General features: G+C 56.2%; 14 protein-coding genes and 1 pseudogene. 8 read left to right on the forward strand and 7 right to left on the reverse strand.

Going from position 1 to position 20,084, the window contains the following annotated elements; all coding sequences use genetic code 11:
• Nucleotides 1-130: 130 nt before the first annotated feature.
• The 3 genes from hemL to GHN86_RS14320 are packed head-to-tail and all read right to left on the reverse strand — an operon-like array spanning nucleotide 131 to nucleotide 2,876.
• Complete coding sequence (gene hemL / locus GHN86_RS14310; RefSeq protein WP_153386785.1) at nucleotides 131-1,414, reverse strand: glutamate-1-semialdehyde 2,1-aminomutase; 1,284 nt, start codon at nucleotides 1,412-1,414, stop codon at nucleotides 131-133.
• Nucleotides 1,415-1,431: 17 nt separating this feature from the next.
• Entirely contained in the window at nucleotides 1,432-2,061 is a 630-nt protein-coding gene (gene thiE, locus GHN86_RS14315) for a thiamine phosphate synthase (protein WP_153378972.1), read from the reverse strand.
• A gap of 17 nt (nucleotides 2,062-2,078) precedes the next feature.
• Nucleotides 2,079-2,876: a hydroxymethylpyrimidine/phosphomethylpyrimidine kinase gene (locus GHN86_RS14320; protein ID WP_153378973.1), complete on the reverse strand. Its 798-nt coding sequence runs from the start codon at nucleotides 2,874-2,876 to the stop codon at nucleotides 2,079-2,081.
• A 286-nt stretch (nucleotides 2,877-3,162) separates the two neighbouring features.
• Between GHN86_RS14320 and GHN86_RS14325 the strand changes: the two are divergent.
• The 4 genes and pseudogenes from GHN86_RS14325 to GHN86_RS14340 all read left to right on the forward strand — a co-directional run bounded on the left by GHN86_RS14325 (nucleotide 3,163) and on the right by GHN86_RS14340 (nucleotide 9,501).
• Nucleotides 3,163-5,507: pseudogene (locus tag GHN86_RS14325) on the forward strand (7TM diverse intracellular signaling domain-containing protein).
• A gap of 94 nt (nucleotides 5,508-5,601) precedes the next feature.
• The gene (locus GHN86_RS14330; RefSeq protein WP_153378975.1) at nucleotides 5,602-7,248 is read left to right on the forward strand and encodes an acyl-CoA dehydrogenase family protein; all 1,647 of its coding nucleotides are present in this window, start codon (nucleotides 5,602-5,604) and stop codon (nucleotides 7,246-7,248) included.
• A gap of 70 nt (nucleotides 7,249-7,318) precedes the next feature.
• A complete protein-coding gene (gene amn, locus GHN86_RS14335; RefSeq protein WP_153378976.1) occupies nucleotides 7,319-8,791 on the forward strand; it encodes an AMP nucleosidase in 1,473 nt (490 codons plus the stop codon).
• 143 nt (nucleotides 8,792-8,934) lie between these two features.
• Complete coding sequence (locus tag GHN86_RS14340) at nucleotides 8,935-9,501, forward strand: pseudouridine synthase (RefSeq protein ID WP_167654247.1); 567 nt, start codon at nucleotides 8,935-8,937, stop codon at nucleotides 9,499-9,501.
• Here GHN86_RS14340 and GHN86_RS14345 read toward each other — a convergent pair.
• Nucleotides 9,496-9,705 (reverse strand): DUF2788 domain-containing protein, encoded by a 210-nt coding sequence (locus tag GHN86_RS14345; RefSeq protein ID WP_153378978.1) that lies wholly within the window; start codon nucleotides 9,703-9,705, stop codon nucleotides 9,496-9,498. The two genes, GHN86_RS14340 and GHN86_RS14345, sit on opposite strands and share 6 nt — an antisense overlap.
• 42 nt (nucleotides 9,706-9,747) lie before the next feature.
• The gene (locus tag GHN86_RS14350) at nucleotides 9,748-10,245 is read right to left on the reverse strand and encodes an Lrp/AsnC family transcriptional regulator (RefSeq protein ID WP_153378979.1); all 498 of its coding nucleotides are present in this window, start codon (nucleotides 10,243-10,245) and stop codon (nucleotides 9,748-9,750) included.
• A 395-nt stretch (nucleotides 10,246-10,640) separates the two neighbouring features.
• On the opposite strand from GHN86_RS14350, the gene GHN86_RS14355 reads away from it, so the two are divergent.
• On the forward strand, nucleotides 10,641-11,678 hold the full coding sequence (locus GHN86_RS14355) for a DUF6515 family protein (RefSeq protein WP_153378980.1): 1,038 nt from the start codon (nucleotides 10,641-10,643) through the stop codon (nucleotides 11,676-11,678).
• On the opposite strand, the gene GHN86_RS14360 is transcribed toward GHN86_RS14355, so the two are convergent.
• Nucleotides 11,668-12,573 carry a cation diffusion facilitator family transporter gene (locus tag GHN86_RS14360; RefSeq protein WP_153378981.1) on the reverse strand — a complete coding sequence of 302 codons (906 nt, stop codon included), beginning with the start codon at nucleotides 12,571-12,573 and terminating at the stop codon, nucleotides 11,668-11,670. The genes GHN86_RS14355 and GHN86_RS14360 overlap by 11 nt on opposite strands.
• 14 nt (nucleotides 12,574-12,587) lie before the next feature.
• The gene (locus GHN86_RS14365; RefSeq protein WP_153378982.1) at nucleotides 12,588-13,007 is read right to left on the reverse strand and encodes a polyribonucleotide nucleotidyltransferase; all 420 of its coding nucleotides are present in this window, start codon (nucleotides 13,005-13,007) and stop codon (nucleotides 12,588-12,590) included.
• A gap of 103 nt (nucleotides 13,008-13,110) precedes the next feature.
• On the opposite strand from GHN86_RS14365, the gene hrpB reads away from it, so the two are divergent.
• The 3 genes from hrpB to GHN86_RS14380 all read left to right on the forward strand — a co-directional run bounded on the left by hrpB (nucleotide 13,111) and on the right by GHN86_RS14380 (nucleotide 20,039).
• Nucleotides 13,111-15,630 carry an ATP-dependent helicase HrpB gene (gene hrpB / locus GHN86_RS14370; RefSeq protein WP_153378983.1) on the forward strand — a complete coding sequence of 840 codons (2,520 nt, stop codon included), beginning with the start codon at nucleotides 13,111-13,113 and terminating at the stop codon, nucleotides 15,628-15,630.
• A gap of 793 nt (nucleotides 15,631-16,423) precedes the next feature.
• A complete protein-coding gene (locus tag GHN86_RS14375) occupies nucleotides 16,424-18,778 on the forward strand; it encodes an autotransporter outer membrane beta-barrel domain-containing protein (protein WP_194286553.1) in 2,355 nt (784 codons plus the stop codon).
• An 898-nt stretch (nucleotides 18,779-19,676) separates the two neighbouring features.
• A complete protein-coding gene (locus GHN86_RS14380) occupies nucleotides 19,677-20,039 on the forward strand; it encodes a hypothetical protein (RefSeq protein ID WP_153386789.1) in 363 nt (120 codons plus the stop codon).
• The last annotated feature ends 45 nt before the right edge of the window (nucleotides 20,040-20,084 follow it).

Here is a 20,084-nt window from a genome sequence, read left to right on the forward strand (position 1 = left end):
TTACTCGTTTTTCTGCTGCCTGACCGCGATATCCGTTGATTTAAGACGATTTTGGACGGGTGGCGTAATTGAATCAGCCATTACCGCCTAAAAAGTCGGCAAGGGCCTAAGCCCTTACCGGTTTCAGTGCTTACTTCAATGCGGCGAAGGCACGTTCGGCCGCGTCGAGGGTCAGCTTCAACTCCTTGTCACCGTGGGCAATCGAAGTGAAACCCGCTTCAAAGGCACTAGGCGCCAAATACACGCCGCCTTCCAGCATCAGGTGGAAGAAGCGCTTGAACAGATCCGCATCGCTGGCCATGACATCGTCAAAGGTGACGATGTCATCAGCGCCGCTGAAATACAGGCCGAACATGCCACCGGCCTGGGTGGTGACGAATGGAATACCGGCCGCATCGGCGCGTTGTTGCAGGCCGTCGAGCAGGCGAGTGGTGTAGTCGCTCAGCTCGGCATGAAAGCCCGGGCGGCTGATCAGGCGCAGGGTCGTCAGGCCAGCGGCCATGGCCAGAGGGTTACCCGAGAGGGTGCCTGCCTGATAAACCGGGCCCAACGGGGCGATGTGCTGCATGATTTCGCGTTTACCGCCAAAGCAGCCAACCGGCATGCCACCGCCGATGATTTTGCCGAACGTGCTCAGGTCCGGTGTCACACCGTAGTGCGCTTGAGCACCGCCCAACGCGACACGGAAGCCCGTCATCACTTCGTCAAAAATCAGCACCGCGCCATGTTTGTCGCACAGGCTGCGCAAACCTTGCAGGAAGCCCGGCGCAGGCGGTACGCAGTTCATGTTCCCCGCCACTGGCTCAACGATGATGCAGGCCACGGTGTCGCCCACTTCGCTAAGCAGTTTTTCAACGGCGTCGAGGTCGTTAAAGGTGGTCGTCAGGGTGTGCTTGGCGAAATCGGCTGGTACACCGCCTGAGCTGGGAACGCCTTGAGTCAGTGCGCCAGAACCGGCTTTGACCAGCAAGCTGTCGGAGTGGCCGTGATAGCAGCCTTCAAATTTGAGAATATTGTCGCGGCCGGTAAAGCCACGCGCCAGGCGGATGGCGCTCATGGTGGCTTCCGTGCCGGAGCTGACCATGCGGACCATTTCCATCGACGGCACAATCGAGCACACCAGATCGGCCATCTCGGTTTCCATGGCCGTTGGAGCGCCGTACGACAGGCCGTGTTCCAGTTGCGCACGCACGGCATCCAGTACTTCTGGATGACTGTGGCCCAGAATCATCGGGCCCCATGAGCCTACATAATCAACATAGCGCTTGTCGTCTTCGTCGGTGACGTAAGCCCCTTCGGCGTGCTTGAAGAACAACGGTGTACCGCCCACGCTTTTAAACGCGCGAACGGGCGAGTTGACGCCACCGGGGATGTGTTTCTGGGCATTGGCAAACAGGGTTTCGGAACGAGACATGATGGGCTCTCTCTGAATCAGGATTCGGTATTAAGCAATTGGTTGAAGGCCAAGGCGCGGCGAGTCACTTCCCGAGTACTGTCGGCACCAAACAGGCCATGCACCACGGCGAGTAAATCGGCACCGTGGGCAACCAGTGGCGCGGCATTGTCGAGGGTGATGCCGCCGATCACACAGATGGGCAATTTCAGCTGCGATCGAGCTTTATCGAGCACGTCGAGGGTTGCGGTCGGGGCGCCGGGTTTGGTGCTGGAATTGAAGAAGCGACCGAAAGCGACATAACTCGCGCCTTCTTTGGCAGCCTGCTCGGCCAGATCAATCTGGCTGTGACAGGTCGAACCGATGATCGCCTTGGGGCCGAGCAGAGCGCGGGCCGGGGTCAGGGGGCCATCGGTCTGGCCAAGGTGCACACCGACACCCAGACGGGCTGCCAGCTCTGCATCATCATTGATGATCAACCGGGTGTTGTACCGTGCGCACAAATCGCGCAAAGCCTCGGCTTCGCGCAGTCGACGGGCGTCATCGCTACTTTTGTCTCGGTACTGCAACAGGGTCAGACCGCCATCAAGGGCCGCCTCTACATAGGCCAGCAGTTTGCCGGAGAGCAGCTGGCTATCAGTGATTGCGTACAGGCCTCGCAAGGTCATAGGTCGAGCCTCTCGCGTTACGAACAGAAATCCAGTGGCAAGCGACGGGGGACAAATTGTCCTTGGCCCAGTTGCTCGGCATCGCGCAGCGTGCGCCACGTGTAATTGAGCGCAGTTTCGACGGCGCTGACCAGTTGCTCACCGATGGCCAACCGGCCAGCCAGCGTACTGGCCAGCGTGCAGCCCGAGCCGTGGTAACTGCCGGGCAAGCGATAGCAGGTGAAGGTATGACGGCTGCCGTCGCGGCTGTACAAACGGTTATGGACTTCGTGTTCGTCACCGTGGCCGCCGGTGATCAATAAATGTTGGCAAAAAGGCAGGAGCTTTTCAGCGCACTCATCGGCACTGCCATCGGGCAGTTCGGCGAGGATGCGGGCTTCAGGCAAGTTGGGCGTGGCAATGGTAGCCAAAGGCAGCAGGCGCTCGCGCATGGCGAAGCCTACTTCGTCCTTGCCCAGACGTCCTCCGCCGCCCGCGCGCAGTACCGGGTCGCAGACCATCGGCAGATGCGGGTTGGCTTGCAGCAATTGGACGACAGTGTCGACCATTTCCAGCGAGCCGAGCATGCCCAGCTTGACCGCCGCAACGCAGGAGTCGGTGAGCACGGCATCGGCTTGCGCCAGTACCCACTCGCGATCCAGCACGCGGAAGTCGCGGACATTGACCGTGTTCTGCACAGTCAGGGCAGTGACCACTGGAGCGGCGTGACAGCCTTGAGCCAGCAGAGCTTCGATATCTGCCTGCAAGCCGGCACCCCCACTGGGGTCATGGCCGGAGAGACAGAGGATAACGGGGCGAGAACTGTAGATATTCATGGTGCGCGAGCTTACCACCAAACGGTTTTTTCAGGCGCGTTGCCCGAAGCCTGATGTGCAGCGCGCGATCAATCGCTAGTTGGCGTTTTGCCACTATTCTGCTTGCGCTGAAATATCCCTGTAAAGCCCGACCTAGAGCCTTTGATGTGAATTTTAGAGTGATGCATATTTGCCACTAGTGGCTATGTTAAAGTGGCCGCAAATTAATAACAGGTTGTTTGGTCAGTGGGGTCTCAAAGGGAATGAGCGAATTACCCATACTGCCAGGCAGCCACGTTGGGGCTGTATGCGCTATTTGCTGATGATGTTGTTGGGCTGGCTGCCGATGCTGGCCAGCGCAGTGGATTTTGACGAAACCACACAGAGCCTGCCCTTGGGCCGAGTGATGCAAGTCTTTGAAGATGCGAGTGGTACGGCGACGCTGGCAGATGTTATCGGCCATGACGAACTGTTCAAGCCTCTCAATAAAGACACCTTGAATGCCGGTTATTCCCACTCAGCCTTCTGGGTCAAGCTGGACTTGCGCTATCAACCGCAAAACCCCGACCTACACCGCACCTGGTTGCTGGAATTGGCTTACCCGCCAATGGACCAGATTGATCTATATACCCCGGACGCATCTGGCCACTATCGTCTGGCCGCCCGAACGGGTGACGCCCTGCCTTTCGACAGCCGCGAGATAAAAGAAAACAACTACCTGTTCGAGCTTGACTTCAAGCCTGGGCAGCCTCAAACGGTGTATATGCGGCTGGCCAGCCAAGGGTCGGTGCAGGCGCCGCTTACCTTGTGGTCGGCGCAGTCCTACCTCGAAAATCAGCCCGTCAGAATTTATATATTGGGTCTGATCTACGGCGTGTTGCTGGGGATGTTGATTTACAACCTATTTATCTATCTCAGCGTACGCGACACCAGCTACCTCTATTACATCTTCTATATCGCCTCTTTCGGGTTGTACCAACTGTCCGTCAATGGCGCCGCGGTGCAGTATTTCTGGCCAAATAATCCGTGGTGGGCCAACGCGTCCACGCCGTTTTTGATTGGTTCGGCGGCTTTTTTTGGTTGCCAGTTTGCTCGCACTTTTTTGCAAACGGCCACTCTTAGCCGCAAGCTTGATTGGGCATTGAAAGCCCTGATGGCAGTGGGTGTGCTGGTGATGGTGCTTGCTTTGGCGACCAGCTATGCCGTGTCTTTGCGCTTGGCGACCGGGTTGGCTCTGGCCTTTATCGTCACTATTTTTACTGCGGGCATCGTTGCCTGGGCCCGCGGCCTGCGGGTCGCTCGTTACTTCGTGATTGCCTGGTCGGCCTTCTTGCTGGGCGGGCTGATCAACACGTTAATGGTGCTTGGCTACCTGCCTAATGTGTTTTTGACCATGTACTCCAGCCAGATCGGCGCAGCTATCGAAGTGGGCCTGCTGTCGCTGGCGCTGGCTGACCGCATCAATGCGATGCGCGACTTGCAGGCGCGCACGTTGCAAGAGTCGGGGCAACAGCTGGCCGCGATGAACCAACAATTGGCGCGTACCAACCAGCTCAAGGACGAATTTCTGTCGACGGTGACTCATGAACTGCGTACGCCCATGAACGGCGTGCTGGGGTCTCTGGAGTTGATCAAGACCCTGGATTTAAACCCGGAGCTGGAGCTGTATACGCAAACGGCTGAAGGCTCGGCCCGGGAAATGATGCACATGGTCAATGGCATTCTGTCCCTGACCGAGCTGCAAGCCGGGCGCCTGATCGCGCGCCCTCAGCCTTTTGGTTTGAAGAGTCTGGTGCAGGGTTTGAACGCGCAGTTCGCGCCATTGGCACAGAGTAAAGGGCTGGAATTCGCGTATGAAATCGCCAGCGACCTGCCTGACCAATGGGAAGGGGACTCAGACAAGATTCGTCAGTGTCTGGAGTGCCTGCTGGAGAACGCGATTAAATTCACCAGCGTAGGTGGTGTAATTTTACGGGTGGCGGGCAATGCCTCTGAAGAAACCGATCGCTGGGCGCTGACCTTTAATGTAATCGACAGCGGCATTGGTTTTGTTCATCAAGAACAGGGCGAGCTGTATCAGCATTTCTTTCAGGTCGATGGCTCCATGACTCGAAGCTACGGCGGGTTGGGCATCGGTCTGGCTATTTGTCGGCGCTTGGTCGAGTTGTTGGGCGGTCAGCTCACGCATCATTCGCAGCCGGGCGAGGGCTCTCAGTTTCAACTGTTACTGATGCTGGATTCGCCTCTCCAGCCGCCGAGCGCAGTTGCAGCAAGAAACTCCCATGAATGTATGGTCTTGCTGGTGGAAGATAACAGCGCCGATTGCAGGGTGCTGCGTGGCATGTTGCTCAAACTGGGCTATCGACTGATCAGCGTCGACAGCGGCGAGTCGGCAGTGGCCGCTTTGCGTCGTGAGCGCGTGGATGCGCTGATCGTCGGATGCCCGGTTACCCTTGTCGAAGACGCGTCGGTAGGCCGGCAACTGTTTAGCTTGGCAGACTGCGCGCAACTGCCCGTGATGGCGTATTCGACACTCAGGCGCAAGCGCAGCAAGTGTGCGAGCAAGTCGATGGCATTAGCGACGAGTGGATCAAGCCTCTGCGTTTTGAAGAGGTCCAGCGCACCCTCCGGCAGCGGTTATTGATGGGGTGAGGACGGCATAAGCGCCTGAGGTTAGGCGCTTATGCCCCTTGTGGTGGCGGCCATGCGTGCTTCACTGGGTGCATTGAACTCAGGAGCCTGCGCCATGAACCTGCATCAATTTGCCGAGACCCATCAAGTCACCAATCAGCCGCCATCTCTGGACGGCGCTAACTTGTACCGCATCGACTTGCCCTTGCAGCAGTGGAGCCAGCATTTCGGGGCGGGCTGGGCGCAGGCGCGCATTGATCAATACGGTGCATTGGCAGGCGGGCCCTTGATGGCGGCGGGTTTTCTGGCCAATGAAAACAAACCTGTTTTTATCAGCCATGACCGTTTTGGCCATCGGATTGATCTGGTGGAGTTTCATCCCGCCTATCACGAGTTAATGCGTACGGCGATTGAGCATGGTTTGCCGTCATTACCTTGGACCGACCCTCAACCCGGTGCACACGTAGCCCGTGCCTGCATGACCTATTTGCACTCGCAGGCCGAGGCCGGCAGTGGCTGCCCGCTGACCATGACCTTTGCCAGCGTGCCGGCCCTGCGGTTGCAACCGGACATTGCCCAGCTCTGGCTGCCCAAAGTCCTGTCGACCCAGTACGACCCGCGCAACGTCGATATCAGTCAAAAAGCCGGTGTGACCCTGGGCATGGCCATGACCGAAAAACAAGGCGGCACGGATGTACGGGCCAACACCACGCGGGCCTATCCGGTGGGTGCCAGCGGGTCGGGTGAGGCCTATGAGTTACTGGGGCACAAGTGGTTTTGTTCAGCCCCCATGTGCGATGGTTTTCTGACGTTAGCGCAGACCGATAAAGGCCTGAGTTGTTTTCTACTGCCGCGCCATCGCCCGGACGGCAGCCGTAACGAGTTCTACATCCAGCGTCTGAAAAATAAACTGGGCAACAGCTCAAACGCCTCCAGTGAAGTCGAGTTTCGTGGGGCGCTGGCGTGGATGATGGGCGAAGAAGGGCGTGGCGTGCCGACGATTATTGAAATGGTCGCCATGACTCGCTTCGATTGCATGGTCGGCTCCAGCGCCTTGATGCGTCAGGCGCTGACTCAGGCCAGCCATCACTGCGCGCATCGCCTGGTTGGAGGCCGGGTACTGGCTGAGCAGCCGTTGATGCAAAACGTACTCGCCGATCTGGCCCTTGAAAGCGAAGCTGCCCTGGCCTTGAGCCTGCGTATGGGGCGAGCACTGGATCATTTGGATGACGCGCAAGAGGCCAAATTCGCGCGTCTGGTGACGGCCGTGGGCAAATACTGGATCTGCAAACGGGCCCCGGCCATGATCAATGAAGCCGCCGAGTGTATGGGTGGCGCGGGGTACGTGGAAGACAGCATCCTGCCGCGTCTTTATCGCGAGGCACCGGTTAATTCGACGTGGGAAGGTTCGGGTAATGTGCAGTGCCTTGATGTATTGCGCGCCTTATCCAAAGAACCCGGCGTACTTGATGCGCTGTTTGCCGAGTTGGGGGAAGGCCATGGCGATGCACGTTTGGCCCAGCATATCCGTACCTTGAAGCAAGCCTTTAACGACACAGAGGATATTCAATACCGTGCGCGGCAATTGACCGAGGACATTGCCTTGGGCTTGCAGGCCAAATTGTTATTGGAGGCGGGTAAAAGTGATGTCAGTGATGCGTTTATTGCCAGCCGGCTGCACGGCAGCGGCCGGGTGTACGGTTTGTTGCCCCGTGGGCTGAACATCGCTGCCATCGTTGCCCGCTCTACTGCGCAGATTTAAAGGCGGTACAGCGGCTGTGCATTGGCTTGCGATGCAGGCAAGATAAAGGCCTGCCCGTTCTGATGACAGGATGCTTATCGTGACTGAAGATTTTATTGTCGTTGCAACCGCTGAAGAGGCCGTCGATCGCCTCGCAGCCCTCCACGAACGTGCAACCAAGGCGTTGAGCCAAGCGCTCAAGCGTTATCTCAAAGACCGGCTTGAGCCCACTGCCGAGGAGCGCGCGCAGTTTCGCTATCCGGAACTGCGTTTGACCTACCGCATCAATGGCGAAGTCCCGACCACGACTCGGGCTTATGCCAAGGTTCAACTGCCCGGCACCTACAGCGTTACTGTCACTCATCCGGCGGCCTTCCGTAATTATTTACTGGAACAGCTGGTGCCGTTGATGCGCGATTTCACCGTCGAGGTGGAAGTGGGGGTCAGTGAGCAAAACATTCCTTACCCTTACGTGGTCGAGCAGGGCGATGAGCTGGCCGGTTCAGGTGTAACCGCCGCTGCGCTGGCACGGGTTTTCCCGAGTACGGACCTGTCAGCAGCCACCGATGGCATTGCCGATGGTCTGTACGATTGGGAAAACACTGACCCGCTGCCGTTGGCGCTGTTTGATGCGGCCCGCGTCGACTTTTCGCTGCGTCGTCTGGTGCATTACACCGGCAGCGACTGGCGCCACGTTCAGCCGTGGATTTTGCTGACCAACTACCATCGCTATGTCGATCAGTTCATCCTTCACGGCCTGGAGCAACTGCGCGATAACCCGCGTTTTGTGCGCATGGTCTTGCCGGGCAACGTGATCATCGAAAAGTCGATGGACTATGGCGAAGCTCAGGCAATTGCTGCCGGTGTGGTGTGGCACCGCTATCAAATGCCCGCCTACCACTTGCAGGCCAGCGATGGTCATGGCCTGACCCTGGTGAACATCGGTGTGGGCCCGTCCAACGCGAAAAACATCACCGATCACCTTGCGGTGCTGCGCCCGCATTGCTGGTTGATGATTGGTCACTGCGGCGGTCTGCGTCAGTCGCAGACCATTGGCGACTACGTCTTGGCGCACGCCTACATGCGCCGCGACGGGATTCTCGACCGTGTGGTGCCGCCCAATATTCCGATCCCGGCTTTGGCTGAGGTTCAGTTGGCGCTGCAAGAAGCCGCGGCGCAAGTCACGGGCGAACATGGCGATGAACTGAAAAAACGCCTGCGCACCGGCACCGTGCTGACCTACGACGACCGCAACTGGGAGCTGCGCTGGGCGCAGGAACGACCGCTGATTAACTTGTCCCGCGCGGTGGCCGTGGACATGGAAAGCGGCACCATTGCCGCTCAGGGTTATCGTTTGCGGGTGCCGTATGGCACGTTGCTGTGTGTGTCGGACAAACCGTTGCACAGCGAGATCAAGCTGCCGGGTTCGGCCAACGCTTTCTATGAGCGAGCGGTGAACCAGCATTTGAAAATCGGCATCGCTGCCGTGGATTTGATGCGCAAGCAACTGACATCGCTGCATTCGCGCAAGCTGCGCAGTTTCGACGAACCGCCGTTCCGCTGATAGACGATGGTCATTTGGCGATCAGGGCACTAGCATATTGAGCCCTGATCGCTAGATGTCCTTTTGTCATGTCCCGTCCTGCCCATCCCCCTGCACGCCGCCCGGCGTCCAAAAAACCTGCTGCAAGCGCTGCCGGTCGCCGCGTGGCCAAAGCGCCGCCGTCCGATCCCAAGTTATTTCTGTTTAACAAACCGTTCGATGTGCTTACCCAGTTCAGCGATGAAGGCGGACGGGCGACGCTCAAGGATTTTATCCCCATCCCCGGCATTTACCCGGCCGGACGCCTGGACCGCGACAGTGAAGGTTTGCTGTTGCTGACCAACGATGGCCAGTTGCAGGCGCGCATTGCCGACCCCAAGCACAAGCTGCCCAAGACCTATTGGGTGCAAGTAGAGGGCGAGCCGACGCCTGAACAGTTGCAACAATTGCGTGACGGCGTCGAACTCAATGATGGCAAGACCTTGCCCGCCGAAGCCCGAGCCCTTGAAGAACCGCAGCTGTGGCCGCGCAACCCGCCGGTGCGGTTTCGCAAAAGCGTGCCCACTTCATGGCTGGAGTTGGTGATCCGCGAAGGGCGTAATCGTCAGGTGCGGCGCATGACGGCGGCGGTCGGCTTGCCGACCTTACGGCTGGTGCGGGTGCGCATTGGCGACTGGACGATTGAGGGGCTGGATCAGGGCCAGTACAAGGAAGTGCCGGCGCGGCTATAGCGCGCCGGACTCAATCAGGGTGATGACCACGCTTTTGATCACGAACGCGACCACGCCCAGCCCCAGCACAAAAAACAGGATAAAAGAGCCAAAACGCCCGGCCTTGGACTTTTTCGCCAGATCCCAGACGATAAAGGCCATAAAAATAATCAGGACGCTGACCAGAATCGTCATCATCCATTCTTCAAGCAGGGCCGGGTCCATCGGTGTTCTCCAGTGTGTTGCGGTATGAAGTCAGCGGGTCTATTACGTGCGCAGATGAGTCAGCGGCAATTCGGTACTGTTGAGTACCTGATTGAGCACAAAACTGGAGCGCACGCTGGTCACGCCGTCGATGCGGGTCAAGTGACCCAGCAGCAGTTTTTGATAATGATCCATGTCCGGGACCACCACTTTCAATTGATAGTCCGCATCTATGCCGGTCACCAGGCTGCATTCGAGCACCTGCGGCAAGGTGCGGATCTGTGCTTCAAAATTCTCGAAGCGCTCGGGCGTGTGGCGATCCATGCCGATCAGTACATAGGCGGTTAAGGTCAAGCCCAACAGTTTTCTGTCCAGCAGCGCGACTTGACGCGCGATATACCCGTCATCTTCCAATTGCTTGACTCGGCGCGAACACGGGGAGGGCGACAGGCCAATACGCTCGGCCAGTTCCTGGTTAGAGATGCGCGCATCACGCTGTAATTCCGCCAAAATACTCAGATCGTATCGGTCGAGTTTGCTCACGAAGACACCCTTTGTCATAACTATTGCGTGAAAGTATCCGCCTTAAGTCAAAAATTGCGCAAGTAATGTTTTATTCAGCAATCTTCGCAATCCTCTGCTACAGCCTCAGGCCTATTCTTAACACCAGAATCACTGCCCGGACATAGCGTCCACTGCGGCCCGCCGAATCAGGCCAGCCGCGGCCGCCAACCCCACAGGGTTGCCCCGGCCCCCGGGCTACACACTGTCCACAAGACGGCGTGAGGTGAGCCAACATCACAAGTGTTGAGCCAGGACCGAAAAAATTCAAAAGGCGACCGACGGGTCGCCTTTTTTTGTGCCCGAAATAAGTGGCGCACCTGTTAGTCTCGCGCCGAACCGGATTGCGGTTTATCAGTCTCATGTTTACGCCCCAACCCCTCGTGAGGAACACCATGAAATCGCGCATCTGGCGTTTGGCTACTGCTGGTCTGATCTGCCTGAGTGTCGGCAGTCAGGCGTTGGCCGATGAGCGAGGTGATGGACCCCCTCAGCAACAAAGCCGCCCGGACGGTGGGCAACAGCGTGGCCAGCAACAGGGTCAGCAAGGGCAGGGCGGCAGCAATCAGTCGCGTCCCGAACAAGGGCAATGGCAGGGTCGACCACAGGGTCAGCAATGGAATCAGCATCCAGGCAATCAACCGCGCCCTGACAACCATCAGCCTTCAGGCCGACCCGGTCAGCCGGGCAATAACCTTGTGATCCAGCCGCGTCCCGATGCGGTACAGCAAAGCCAGCGCCCGCCGAGTGGTCATTGGCAAACCGCGCCCCGACCGCAGGGCAATTCCCCTCACTGGCAGGGCGGGGGACCTTCAAGGCCGGGCTACAACCCTGGCGCCAATAACGGCCGCCCTGACGCTAATCGCTGGCCGGGTCGACCGGGTGGGCACGGCAATGGCTGGGGCTCGGGCCCGCAATACCGGCCCGGTTACATCGTTGACCGGTTCCCTGATCGCCACTGGCAAGTGCCGTATCGTGGGCAGAACTACTTCTTTTCCGGCGGCTACTGGTATCGCCCCCAAGGTCCGAGGTACGTGGTCGTGCAGCCGCCTTACGGGATCCGCGTAGGGTATTTGCCGGACTATGCGCGAGAAGTCTGGATCGGAGGGTCGTTGTTGTTCCTCGCAGCCGGCGCTTATTACGCCTACCAACCGGCCTCACAGGATTACATCGTGGTACAGCCGCCAACGGCCATCGCACAGCCGATGCCGCAGCCTCAAGGCAACGGTTATGACGTGGTGGCGTACCCGGCCAATGGTCAGAGTGCTGCGCAAATCGATCAGGATCGCTACGACTGTTATCGCTGGGCGGTTGACCAAAGCGGCTTTGACCCGGCCAAAGTGACCTATGCCCCATCGCCCGCCGTGGTGCAAACCTACCGGCAGGCTCAGGGCAACTGTCTGGGCAGCCGCGGTTATCAGGTCAACTATTGAGTGAAGTGGCCCGGGGTTTGACGACTTCTTGCGGATCAGCGTGTACCAGCACTTCGGCCTGTGGATAAGCCTCGGCAATGGCTTGCGCCGCGCTGTCGCTGATGCTGTGCGCTTGGGACAGTGTGAGTTCACCAGGCAGTTCAAGGTGCAGTTGAACAAACCAGACGTTGCCGGAGATGCGAGTGCGCAGGTCATGCGCACCTAATACGCCGGGCACGTTACAGGCCAAGGTCAGCATGTTGTCACTGACATCGGAGGGTAACTCCTCGTCCATCAGCACAGAAAAACTCTCGCGGGCGATCTGATACGCGCTCCAGAGGATATACACCGCAATCCCCAGACCGAACCAGGCATCCAGTTGCGGGAAGCCCACGCTGGCCAGCACCAACGCCACCAAAATACTGCCGTTGAGCATCAGGTCTGAGCGGTAGTGCAGCGAGTCTGCGCGTACCGCGTTGGAACCTGTGGCCTTGACCACGCGGTGTTGTAACACCAGCAGCCCAACGGTCATGACCAGCGAAAAGATGATCACGCCAATCCCGATCCACGGTGCCCCGACCGGCTCCGGGTGTTTCAGTCGTTCGACGGCCTGAAACGCAATCAGCACCGCACTCACGCCAATAAATAGCGCTTGCGCCATTCCGGCCAATGACTCGGCCTTGCCGTGACCGTAACGGTGATCGTCGTCTGCCGGGCGCAGCGCGTAATGGACGGCTAACAGGTTGAGAAACGAGGTGACACCGTCGAGCAACGAATCGGTCAAGCCCGCGAGCATGCTGATTGAGCCGCTGAGCCACCAGGCGATGGCCTTGGTCACGATCAACAGGCTGGCCACTGCCACTGACGCACGGGTGGCCAAGCGTAAAAGGCGAGCGTGTTCCGCGCTGCTGGTCATAAAACGTCCTTGATTCAGGCGGCAGGGCTCAGGCCATACATCGCTAACTGTTGCGTGCTGCCTTTGTGCTGAATCAGGCGCGGGTCATTGAGCGGGAAGCTATGGCCCAATTCACTTTCAAGGATCGCCTGAAGTTTGCTGTTGTCGACTTTGCCATCGGCGCCAACCGCTTCGCGCAGTTTTTCCGGAGCGATGTGTGCGGTTTTGCCCGGTGGGTAGTAAATTGCGCCCGTTGCGAAGTCGACGCCAAACGCAATCAGGCCGGGAATCACATAAAACAGCAGGCCCACGGCATCCAATACCACAATCATCGGGTCAATCTTGCCGTCGATCTGACCGCGCCGGTCAGGGAAGAAAATACTTCCGCAGGCGGTCAACTGGGTCAGCAGAGCCGCCACTACAACGCCGCCAATCACACGAGAAGGGATACGCATACACAAGACCTCGAAGGAGCTTAAAGAATCGGACTCAACATTAAGACCGTGCTTAATGCCGAACTGTTCGCCGTTATACTCGTCGCACTGTTCTGGAGCCACCATGATTTGTTTGCCGATTGATGAAGTTTTACCTGCGCTGCGTCAGGCCTTGCGTGAACGCCATGAAGCGGTGCTTGAAGCCCCGCCCGGCGCCGGTAAAACCACGCGGGTGCCGCTCGCCCTGTTGAACGAGCCGTGGCTCGCCGGGCAGAAGATTGTGATGCTGGAACCCAGGCGTCTGGCCGCCCGAGCGGCGGCTGAGCGTTTGGCCAGTGAACTGGGCGAAAAGGTCGGCGAAACCGTGGGCTATCGGATTCGACTGGACAGTAAAGTAGGGCCCAATACCCGTATTGAAGTCGTCACCGAAGGCATCCTGACCCGCCGTTTGCAGCACGACCCGGCACTCGAAGGCGTGGGCTTGCTGATTTTTGACGAGTTCCATGAGCGTAGTCTGGATGCTGATCTGGCGTTGGCTTTGAGCCTTAATGGGCGTGAGCTGTTTCGCGATGAGCAGCCACTTAAACTCTTGCTGATGTCCGCCACATTGGAAGGCGAGCGGTTATCCAGCGTGCTGGACAATGCGCCTGTGGTCCGCAGCGAAGGCCGTATGTACCCAGTGGCCCTGCGCTGGGGCCGGCCGTTTGTACCGGGCGAATTTATCGAACCACGGGTGGTGCAGACCGTTCTGGATGCCATCAACGACGAAAGCGGCAGCCTGCTGGTGTTCCTGCCCGGTCAGGCGGAAATTCGTCGAGTCAATCAACAACTGGCTGAGGCGCTGGGTTCACGCAGTGACATCCTGCTTTGCCCTTTGCATGGCGAGTTGGACCTGGCCGCCCAACGTGCCGCCATCGAGCCCGCGGCCAGCGGTGTGCGCAAGGTGGTACTGGCGACCAATATCGCGGAGACGAGCCTGACCATTGATGGTGTTCGGGTCGTGATCGATGCCGGGCTGGCGCGGGTGCCGCGCTTCGATCCGGGCAGCGGCATGACCCGTCTCGACACTCAGCGCATTTCCCGAGCCAGCGCTACCCAGCGCGCGGGCCGGGCCGGGCGGCTGGAGCCGGGCGTGTGTTATCGGCTGTGGTCGGAAGATCAACATGCACAATTGGCGGCTTATGGCAGCGCCGAAATATTACAGGCCGATCTGGCCGGGCTGGCGTTGCAGCTGGCGCGCTGGGGCGTGACCCCGCATGAACTGGTGTGGCTCGATGTGCCGCCCGCTGCCAGTTATGCACAGGCCCAGCAATTGCTTGAGCGGCTGGGCGCGTTGAGCAACGGCAAGCTCACTCCCCACGGTGAAGCCATGGCCGAATTGCCGGCGCATCCGCGCATCGCTCATTTGTTGTTGCGTGGGCAAGCGCTCGGGCTGGCTGACATGGCCTGTGACGTCGCAGCCTTGTTGGGTGAACGCGATATTTTGCGCGGCGCCGGGGCTGATGTGCACAGCCGTCTCGCCTTGCTGTCTGGCGAAAGCCGTGCGGCACGCGGCGGACAGGGCGGTGTGCAGCGGGCAAAGCAATTGGCCCGTCAGTATCGCGGCATGTTACGGGGCAAGGCCACGCAGCCGGTGGCCGATCCGGATCATCCGCGCTGGCTGGGCGCCTTGCTGGCGCTGGCCTACCCCGACCGCGTTGCTCAGCAGCGCAAATCAGGAGGGGCGGAATATCGGCTCGCCAATGGCCGCGCAGCTCTGTTCGGCGAAGTTGATGGCTTGATGAAACAGCCTTGGTTGGTGATTGCGGACCTGGGCAGTCGTCAGGGTCAGCGTGAAGAGCGTATCTATCTGGCCGCCGAATTTGATCCCGTCTTGCTGGACGGTGTATTGAGCGAGCAGGTGAGCGTGGTCGATCAACTGGACTGGGACGAACGCGAAGGCGTACTGCGTGCTGAACGCCAGCGCAAAGTGGGCGAACTGGTACTGAGCCGTGAACCGCTGACCGGCCTCGATGAAGCGGCGCGCATCCAGGCATTAGTCAGCCTGGTGCGGCGCAAAGGCCTTGAACTGTTGCCGTGGACACCCGAACTGCGGCAGTGGCAGGCCAGAGTCGCGTTGTTGCGTCAACTCGATATAGAGAGCCAAGGGCAGAGCGAATGGCCGGATGTCAGCGATGCCGCGTTACTGGCCACCCTTGAAGAGTGGCTGGCACCTTATCTAGGGCGGGTAACGCGGTTAAGTCACTTTGCCAATCTCGACCTGTCGAGCATTGTGCGTAACGTGTTGAAGTGGCCTTTGCCGCAGCGTCTTGATGAGCTGGCACCGCACCACATTACCGTCCCATCGGGGTCGTCAGTGCGTCTGGACTACAGTGAGCATCCGCCGATATTAGCCGTACGTTTACAAGAGCTGTTTGGCTTATCAGATACACCGCGGATTGCGGGAGGTCGACAAACGGTCAAGTTGCATTTGCTGTCGCCAGCGCGACGCCCAGTGCAAGTGACTCAGGACCTGGCCAACTTTTGGCGCAGCACCTATGCCGAGGTGAAGAAAGACTTGAAGGGTCGCTATCCCAAACATTACTGGCCCGATGACCCGCTCGTTGCGCAAGCGACGGCCCGTATAAAGCCACGTAAAGGTTAATGGTTATCGGCTGCTGCGCCCTTCCTATGGAAGGGCGTGAGTGCGGGCGGTTGTACAAATAATGTGATTTACAGGAACGTAAGGGAGGTACGTAGCCGTGTTTGGTTTTGGAGTGCAATTCTTGACAGACAAAACAATCAGGTATCACTGGTTTTATCCGCATTGTCTACTGTCATAAGTGACAGTTTATATTTTCAGATTTGCCAGCTTTACTGTGAAAGTGAAAGTGTAAATAGGAACAAAGCTTATGATGAAAACGATCAAGCAGTGAGTTAGATAAAAGGGAATAAGGATTATTCCTTAATGTGCTCAATCGACTTGATCTTGAGCATTTGCCCAGCGAGGGTTCACCCCTTTTACAGGGTTGAACTCATTAATCCATGGGTGGCTAAGGCGTTTTACAGACTCTGAGAACTGGGGCTTGTGGCTGATAGGCAGTAGTTAGCATATTTGTTGCTGTTAAGCGATGGGTTTATAAGCGCATGATTGTAGGGTTTTTCCGATTGGTTTGCAGGGCGGAGATTATAGTTCTTACCTTTATGTTTTGTGCTTGAGATGAGTTGACGGTGGTTGTATGGCTAACTAATCTTCGCGTCCACACTTGAGTGGGGGCGAAATACCCTGCATCAAGTCTTTCAGTATTAAAAATACTGTACGAACTTTGGAGGTGTTTGGTAATTGGCTGGAAGTTCAGTCGTTTGCAAGCACGGCAATCCATCATTTCATACTCGATTCAAGCAAGGTGGTTGGCATGAACGGAAAACTTATAGTCCCTAAGCGGTCGTGTCTAGTAATGGCTATTTTGGCAAGCGGATCTTTGTCCGCCAATTTGCAGGCCGATACCATTACCGGTCCAGGAGTGGTATCGACAGTAGAATCCGGGGATGCGGTTGAAAGTTGGGTGGTGAGTGATGGTGCAACACTTAACGTGGCTTCACGTGCTGCAACTGAGCAGATAGTCGCATCAGGAGGCGCTCAAATAAACCTCACTGGAGCGACTGTAACTGGAGCGCCCTCATCTTCACGGGAAATAAATGGCCTCGACCTTCAAAACGCCAGCGCTACTATTTCAGATTCAACCGTTACAAGTTCTAATTCATTCGCTCTTGTACTTGCCAATGTGTCGACGGCATCAGTTTCAGGCAGTGAAATAAGCGGGGTCGGTAGGGGCGTTAGCGTGGCCGCGGGAAGCGACATAGTGCTGTCTAATTCGAATGTTTATGGATCAGACGCCGGCGGAACAGGCTTTTTAGATGGCGGCCACGGTGTAGCGCTGTTTGGCGGCCGTGCGACAATTGAAAATGGCAGTGTAGTGACAGGGGACAAAACCGGTCTGCTTTTGAGTGCTGACTCAGGGTCTACTCCAGAGGCGTTCACACCTTCAGCGATCGTCGACGGATCGACAATTATTGGAAATACAGGAAGCGCAATACTCGTTGGTAGCTATAATGACGCCCGCCCTTCAGAGGCTGTTGTAACCATTCAAAATGGCTCAACGCTGGTTGGCGGTAATGGCATTATTCTTGAAGTCGCAAATAACTCATCGGCAACGTTCAATATTATTAATAATGCATTGAATGGTGATGTGTTAGTGGCCGATGGTGCGGCCGCTACCGTTTTTTTAGATAGCAGTTCAAGTTTGTCGGGTAATGTCACTAATGTGGCGTCATTTGATCTCAATAATAACTCGAGTTATACCGGTAATCTGACAGGTACTACCGATTTGACTGTCCGTAATCATTCAAGCGTCAGTGGTAATATTAGCGACGTTGAAAACATTAGCCTATTCGCTAATTCGACATTAAGCGGTAATCTTAGCGGCGTCGAGAACCTGAGTTTGGATAATTCTACCTGGACAACAGATGATGGGTTGGGCGTTTCTAATCTTGCTATGAATGCTGGCACTGTTGAACTCGGCAGTGGAGTAGGCGCGTTCGGTACGTTGAGTCTCGATAGCTTGTCGGGTAATGGTCTGTTCGTTATGGACACTGATTTGGCTGCCCATGCCAGTGATCTTATCAACGTCGCGGGTGTGGCGACGGGTAGCTACAAACTGTTAGTGCGAAATACGGGTAGCGAACCTCTAGTAGGTGACCAGGATCAACAGTTGGTGCATACCGGTAATGGAAGTACAGCTGAGTTTGGCGTAGTCGGTGATCAGGTCGATTTGGGTACGTTTACATACACCTTGCAGCAAAAAGGGACCGATTGGTTTTTGGTGCAAAATGGCGAGATCACCACGCCAAGTACGAAAGCAGCAATCGGTATATTCTCTGCGGCACCCACTGTCTGGTACGGAGAGCTAAGTTCTCTTCGCAGCCGCATGGGCGAGCTGCGATACGGTAAGGCTCAAGGTGGGGCCTGGATGCGCTCATACGGGAATAAATATAATTTATCAGCAGCCGGCGGTACGGCTTACCAGCAGACACAGCAAGGCGTATCCTTTGGTGCTGATGGCATGCTACCGACGTCCAGCGGAAATGTACTCCTTGGCGTTATGGGTGGCTACAGTAAATCTGATCTAGATATAATTGCGGGCACTACTGGTTCGGTCAAAAGTACGTATGTTGGTGTCTACGGTACTTGGTTGTCGGATGAAGGTTACTATATTGATGCAATCATCAAAGCCAACCAGTTCAAAAACAACGCTGATGTGCGCATGAGTGATGGTGAAAAATCCAAAGGCAATTATAAAAATTATGGATTGGGGGCGTCCGTAGAAGCAGGTAAACATATCAAGCTAAAAGATAATTGGTTTGTCGAACCCTTTGTGCAGGCATCATCCCTTTGGGTTAATGGTGAGGGGTATCATCTTGATAATGGCCTGAATGCAAAAAGCAATAAAGCTGATTCATTTTTAGGTAAGGTAGGTACGAGTGTGGGCAAAAACTTTCCGCTGCATTCTGGTGGTTTTGTTCAACCCTATGTCAAGGTGGCAGTCGCCCGTGAATTTGCCAATAGCAACAACGTCAAGATAAACACCACCCGATTCAGCAATGACCTTTCTGGTAATAGAGGGGAAATAGGTGCAGGACTAGTAGCGCAGTTGAGTGATGTGCTTCAAGTTCATGGAGACGTAGAATATAGCAACGGCGAAAACATTGAGATGCCTTGGGGTGTAAACCTGGGCCTGCGATATAACTGGTGATAATTTCAACATCGCCTCAGCTCTGATAGAGCTGAGGCTTCGACCATTGACGATGTAAAAAATCGTAAGCGACCCCCCCACCTACACACTCCACGCCTTAATCTAATGATCAATGCTGTGCTCCCGATAACTTTGCGGAGCCAGCACCCCATAATGCGTCCCGACGCAAAAGTTGAAAAATCTATCTCTATACCGAGCTCGTCGACTTCCGAAAGTCCACGGACAGCCCCGCTGTTCTTATGAAACGGGACATCAAGGGCGCCTTGCCGGAGGGCGAGGCGTTGCACTCAGTTCTCGCGCCACTTTTAATTTTTCTGGTTATATCAAAGCCTCCTTTAATCGCAAAATACGATGATCAACTGTCAATTCTTACAGCTGCAAACGTCAAAAAATACGCAGATACTAAGTTATCGAAATTAAATCTAATGTCGGTGCCGCTATGACAAACATTATTTTTTATGCTGAGTCATCCAGGGAAAAGGGTGAAGTCGCGATTGATGAATTTGCATTTACCTGTCCAAGCGTATTTTATGATTTCTCCACTGGAAATCACTTAAGAATTGAACACTTACTAGATTTAAACCACGTGTCTGCAACCTACCTTGAAAAATCATTCGGGAGTTATAAATATGCCTGATGCTTATGTCCACGGCCACTATCAAATAATCACACAACAAGAGTCCAGTGATTGCTTATAAGGTATTTAAGACATTAGGGGTGGTGCAAAATTTTTTCAAGCGATGGTTAGTTCAACATCAGACTCGAGACGGCCTGGTTTACGCCAGTAGTGTCTGCTCGATGAATGTAAAACTTCGGATTAAAGTCGTACCGTTAATCAGAAAGCGATCTGGATTCACCCATGTTCACACAGCAGAAGTGTCCTTAAGGAGAATTGATCATGTTCATTACCCGCACCCGCCCAACCCGTGCCTTCCGTGGTGTAGTTCGGGCTGTGTCAGACATCACAGTGCCCTCAACCATAGCTGGTTCTGATGGTTTGTTGCCGATTACCGAGTTAGCCAACGATCTGGTTATCCATATGCCATGGTGGAACGGCGTGGCGCCGGAGACGCGCTTGCAGGCGGGCTGGAAAGCATTTACCCCCGGTAATCCCGAAAATCCAGATGATGATGATTTGGTTGGGACCCATGAAGTGGTGTCAGTCGCTCAGGCAGCGGACCCTACTACGGTTTTTAATATCCTGGTTCCCAAAGATCTCCTGATACACGGGGCGGCGGCAAAAACTGAGTGCAACACCTGACCTTTCCGGTACGGTGCTGCCCTATGTCTTATTCCGAACTCAGCG

Origin of the sequence: Pseudomonas helleri (assembly GCF_009600315.1) — a bacterium.
Classification (GTDB): domain Bacteria; phylum Pseudomonadota; class Gammaproteobacteria; order Pseudomonadales; family Pseudomonadaceae; genus Aquipseudomonas; species Aquipseudomonas helleri_A.

Bases quoted from the DNA above. Each gene is read 5' to 3' on its own strand.
- hemL (WP_153386785.1), bottom strand. From the start codon at position 1,414: ATGTCTCGTTCCGAAACCCTGTTTGCCAATGCCCAGAAACACATCCCC.
- thiE (WP_153378972.1), bottom strand. From the start codon at position 2,061: ATGACCTTGCGAGGCCTGTACGCAATCACTGATAGCCAGCTGCTCTCC.
- GHN86_RS14320 (WP_153378973.1), bottom strand. From the start codon at position 2,876: ATGAATATCTACAGTTCTCGCCCCGTTATCCTCTGTCTCTCCGGCCAT.
- GHN86_RS14330 (WP_153378975.1), top strand. From the start codon at position 5,602: ATGAACCTGCATCAATTTGCCGAGACCCATCAAGTCACCAATCAGCCG.
- amn (WP_153378976.1), top strand. From the start codon at position 7,319: ATGCTTATCGTGACTGAAGATTTTATTGTCGTTGCAACCGCTGAAGAG.
- GHN86_RS14345 (WP_153378978.1), bottom strand. From the start codon at position 9,705: ATGGACCCGGCCCTGCTTGAAGAATGGATGATGACGATTCTGGTCAGC.
- GHN86_RS14350 (WP_153378979.1), bottom strand. From the start codon at position 10,245: ATGACAAAGGGTGTCTTCGTGAGCAAACTCGACCGATACGATCTGAGT.
- GHN86_RS14355 (WP_153378980.1), top strand. From the start codon at position 10,641: ATGAAATCGCGCATCTGGCGTTTGGCTACTGCTGGTCTGATCTGCCTG.
- GHN86_RS14360 (WP_153378981.1), bottom strand. From the start codon at position 12,573: ATGACCAGCAGCGCGGAACACGCTCGCCTTTTACGCTTGGCCACCCGT.
- GHN86_RS14365 (WP_153378982.1), bottom strand. From the start codon at position 13,007: ATGCGTATCCCTTCTCGTGTGATTGGCGGCGTTGTAGTGGCGGCTCTG.
- hrpB (WP_153378983.1), top strand. From the start codon at position 13,111: ATGATTTGTTTGCCGATTGATGAAGTTTTACCTGCGCTGCGTCAGGCC.
- GHN86_RS14375 (WP_194286553.1), top strand. From the start codon at position 16,424: ATGGCTATTTTGGCAAGCGGATCTTTGTCCGCCAATTTGCAGGCCGAT.
- GHN86_RS14380 (WP_153386789.1), top strand. From the start codon at position 19,677: ATGTTCATTACCCGCACCCGCCCAACCCGTGCCTTCCGTGGTGTAGTT.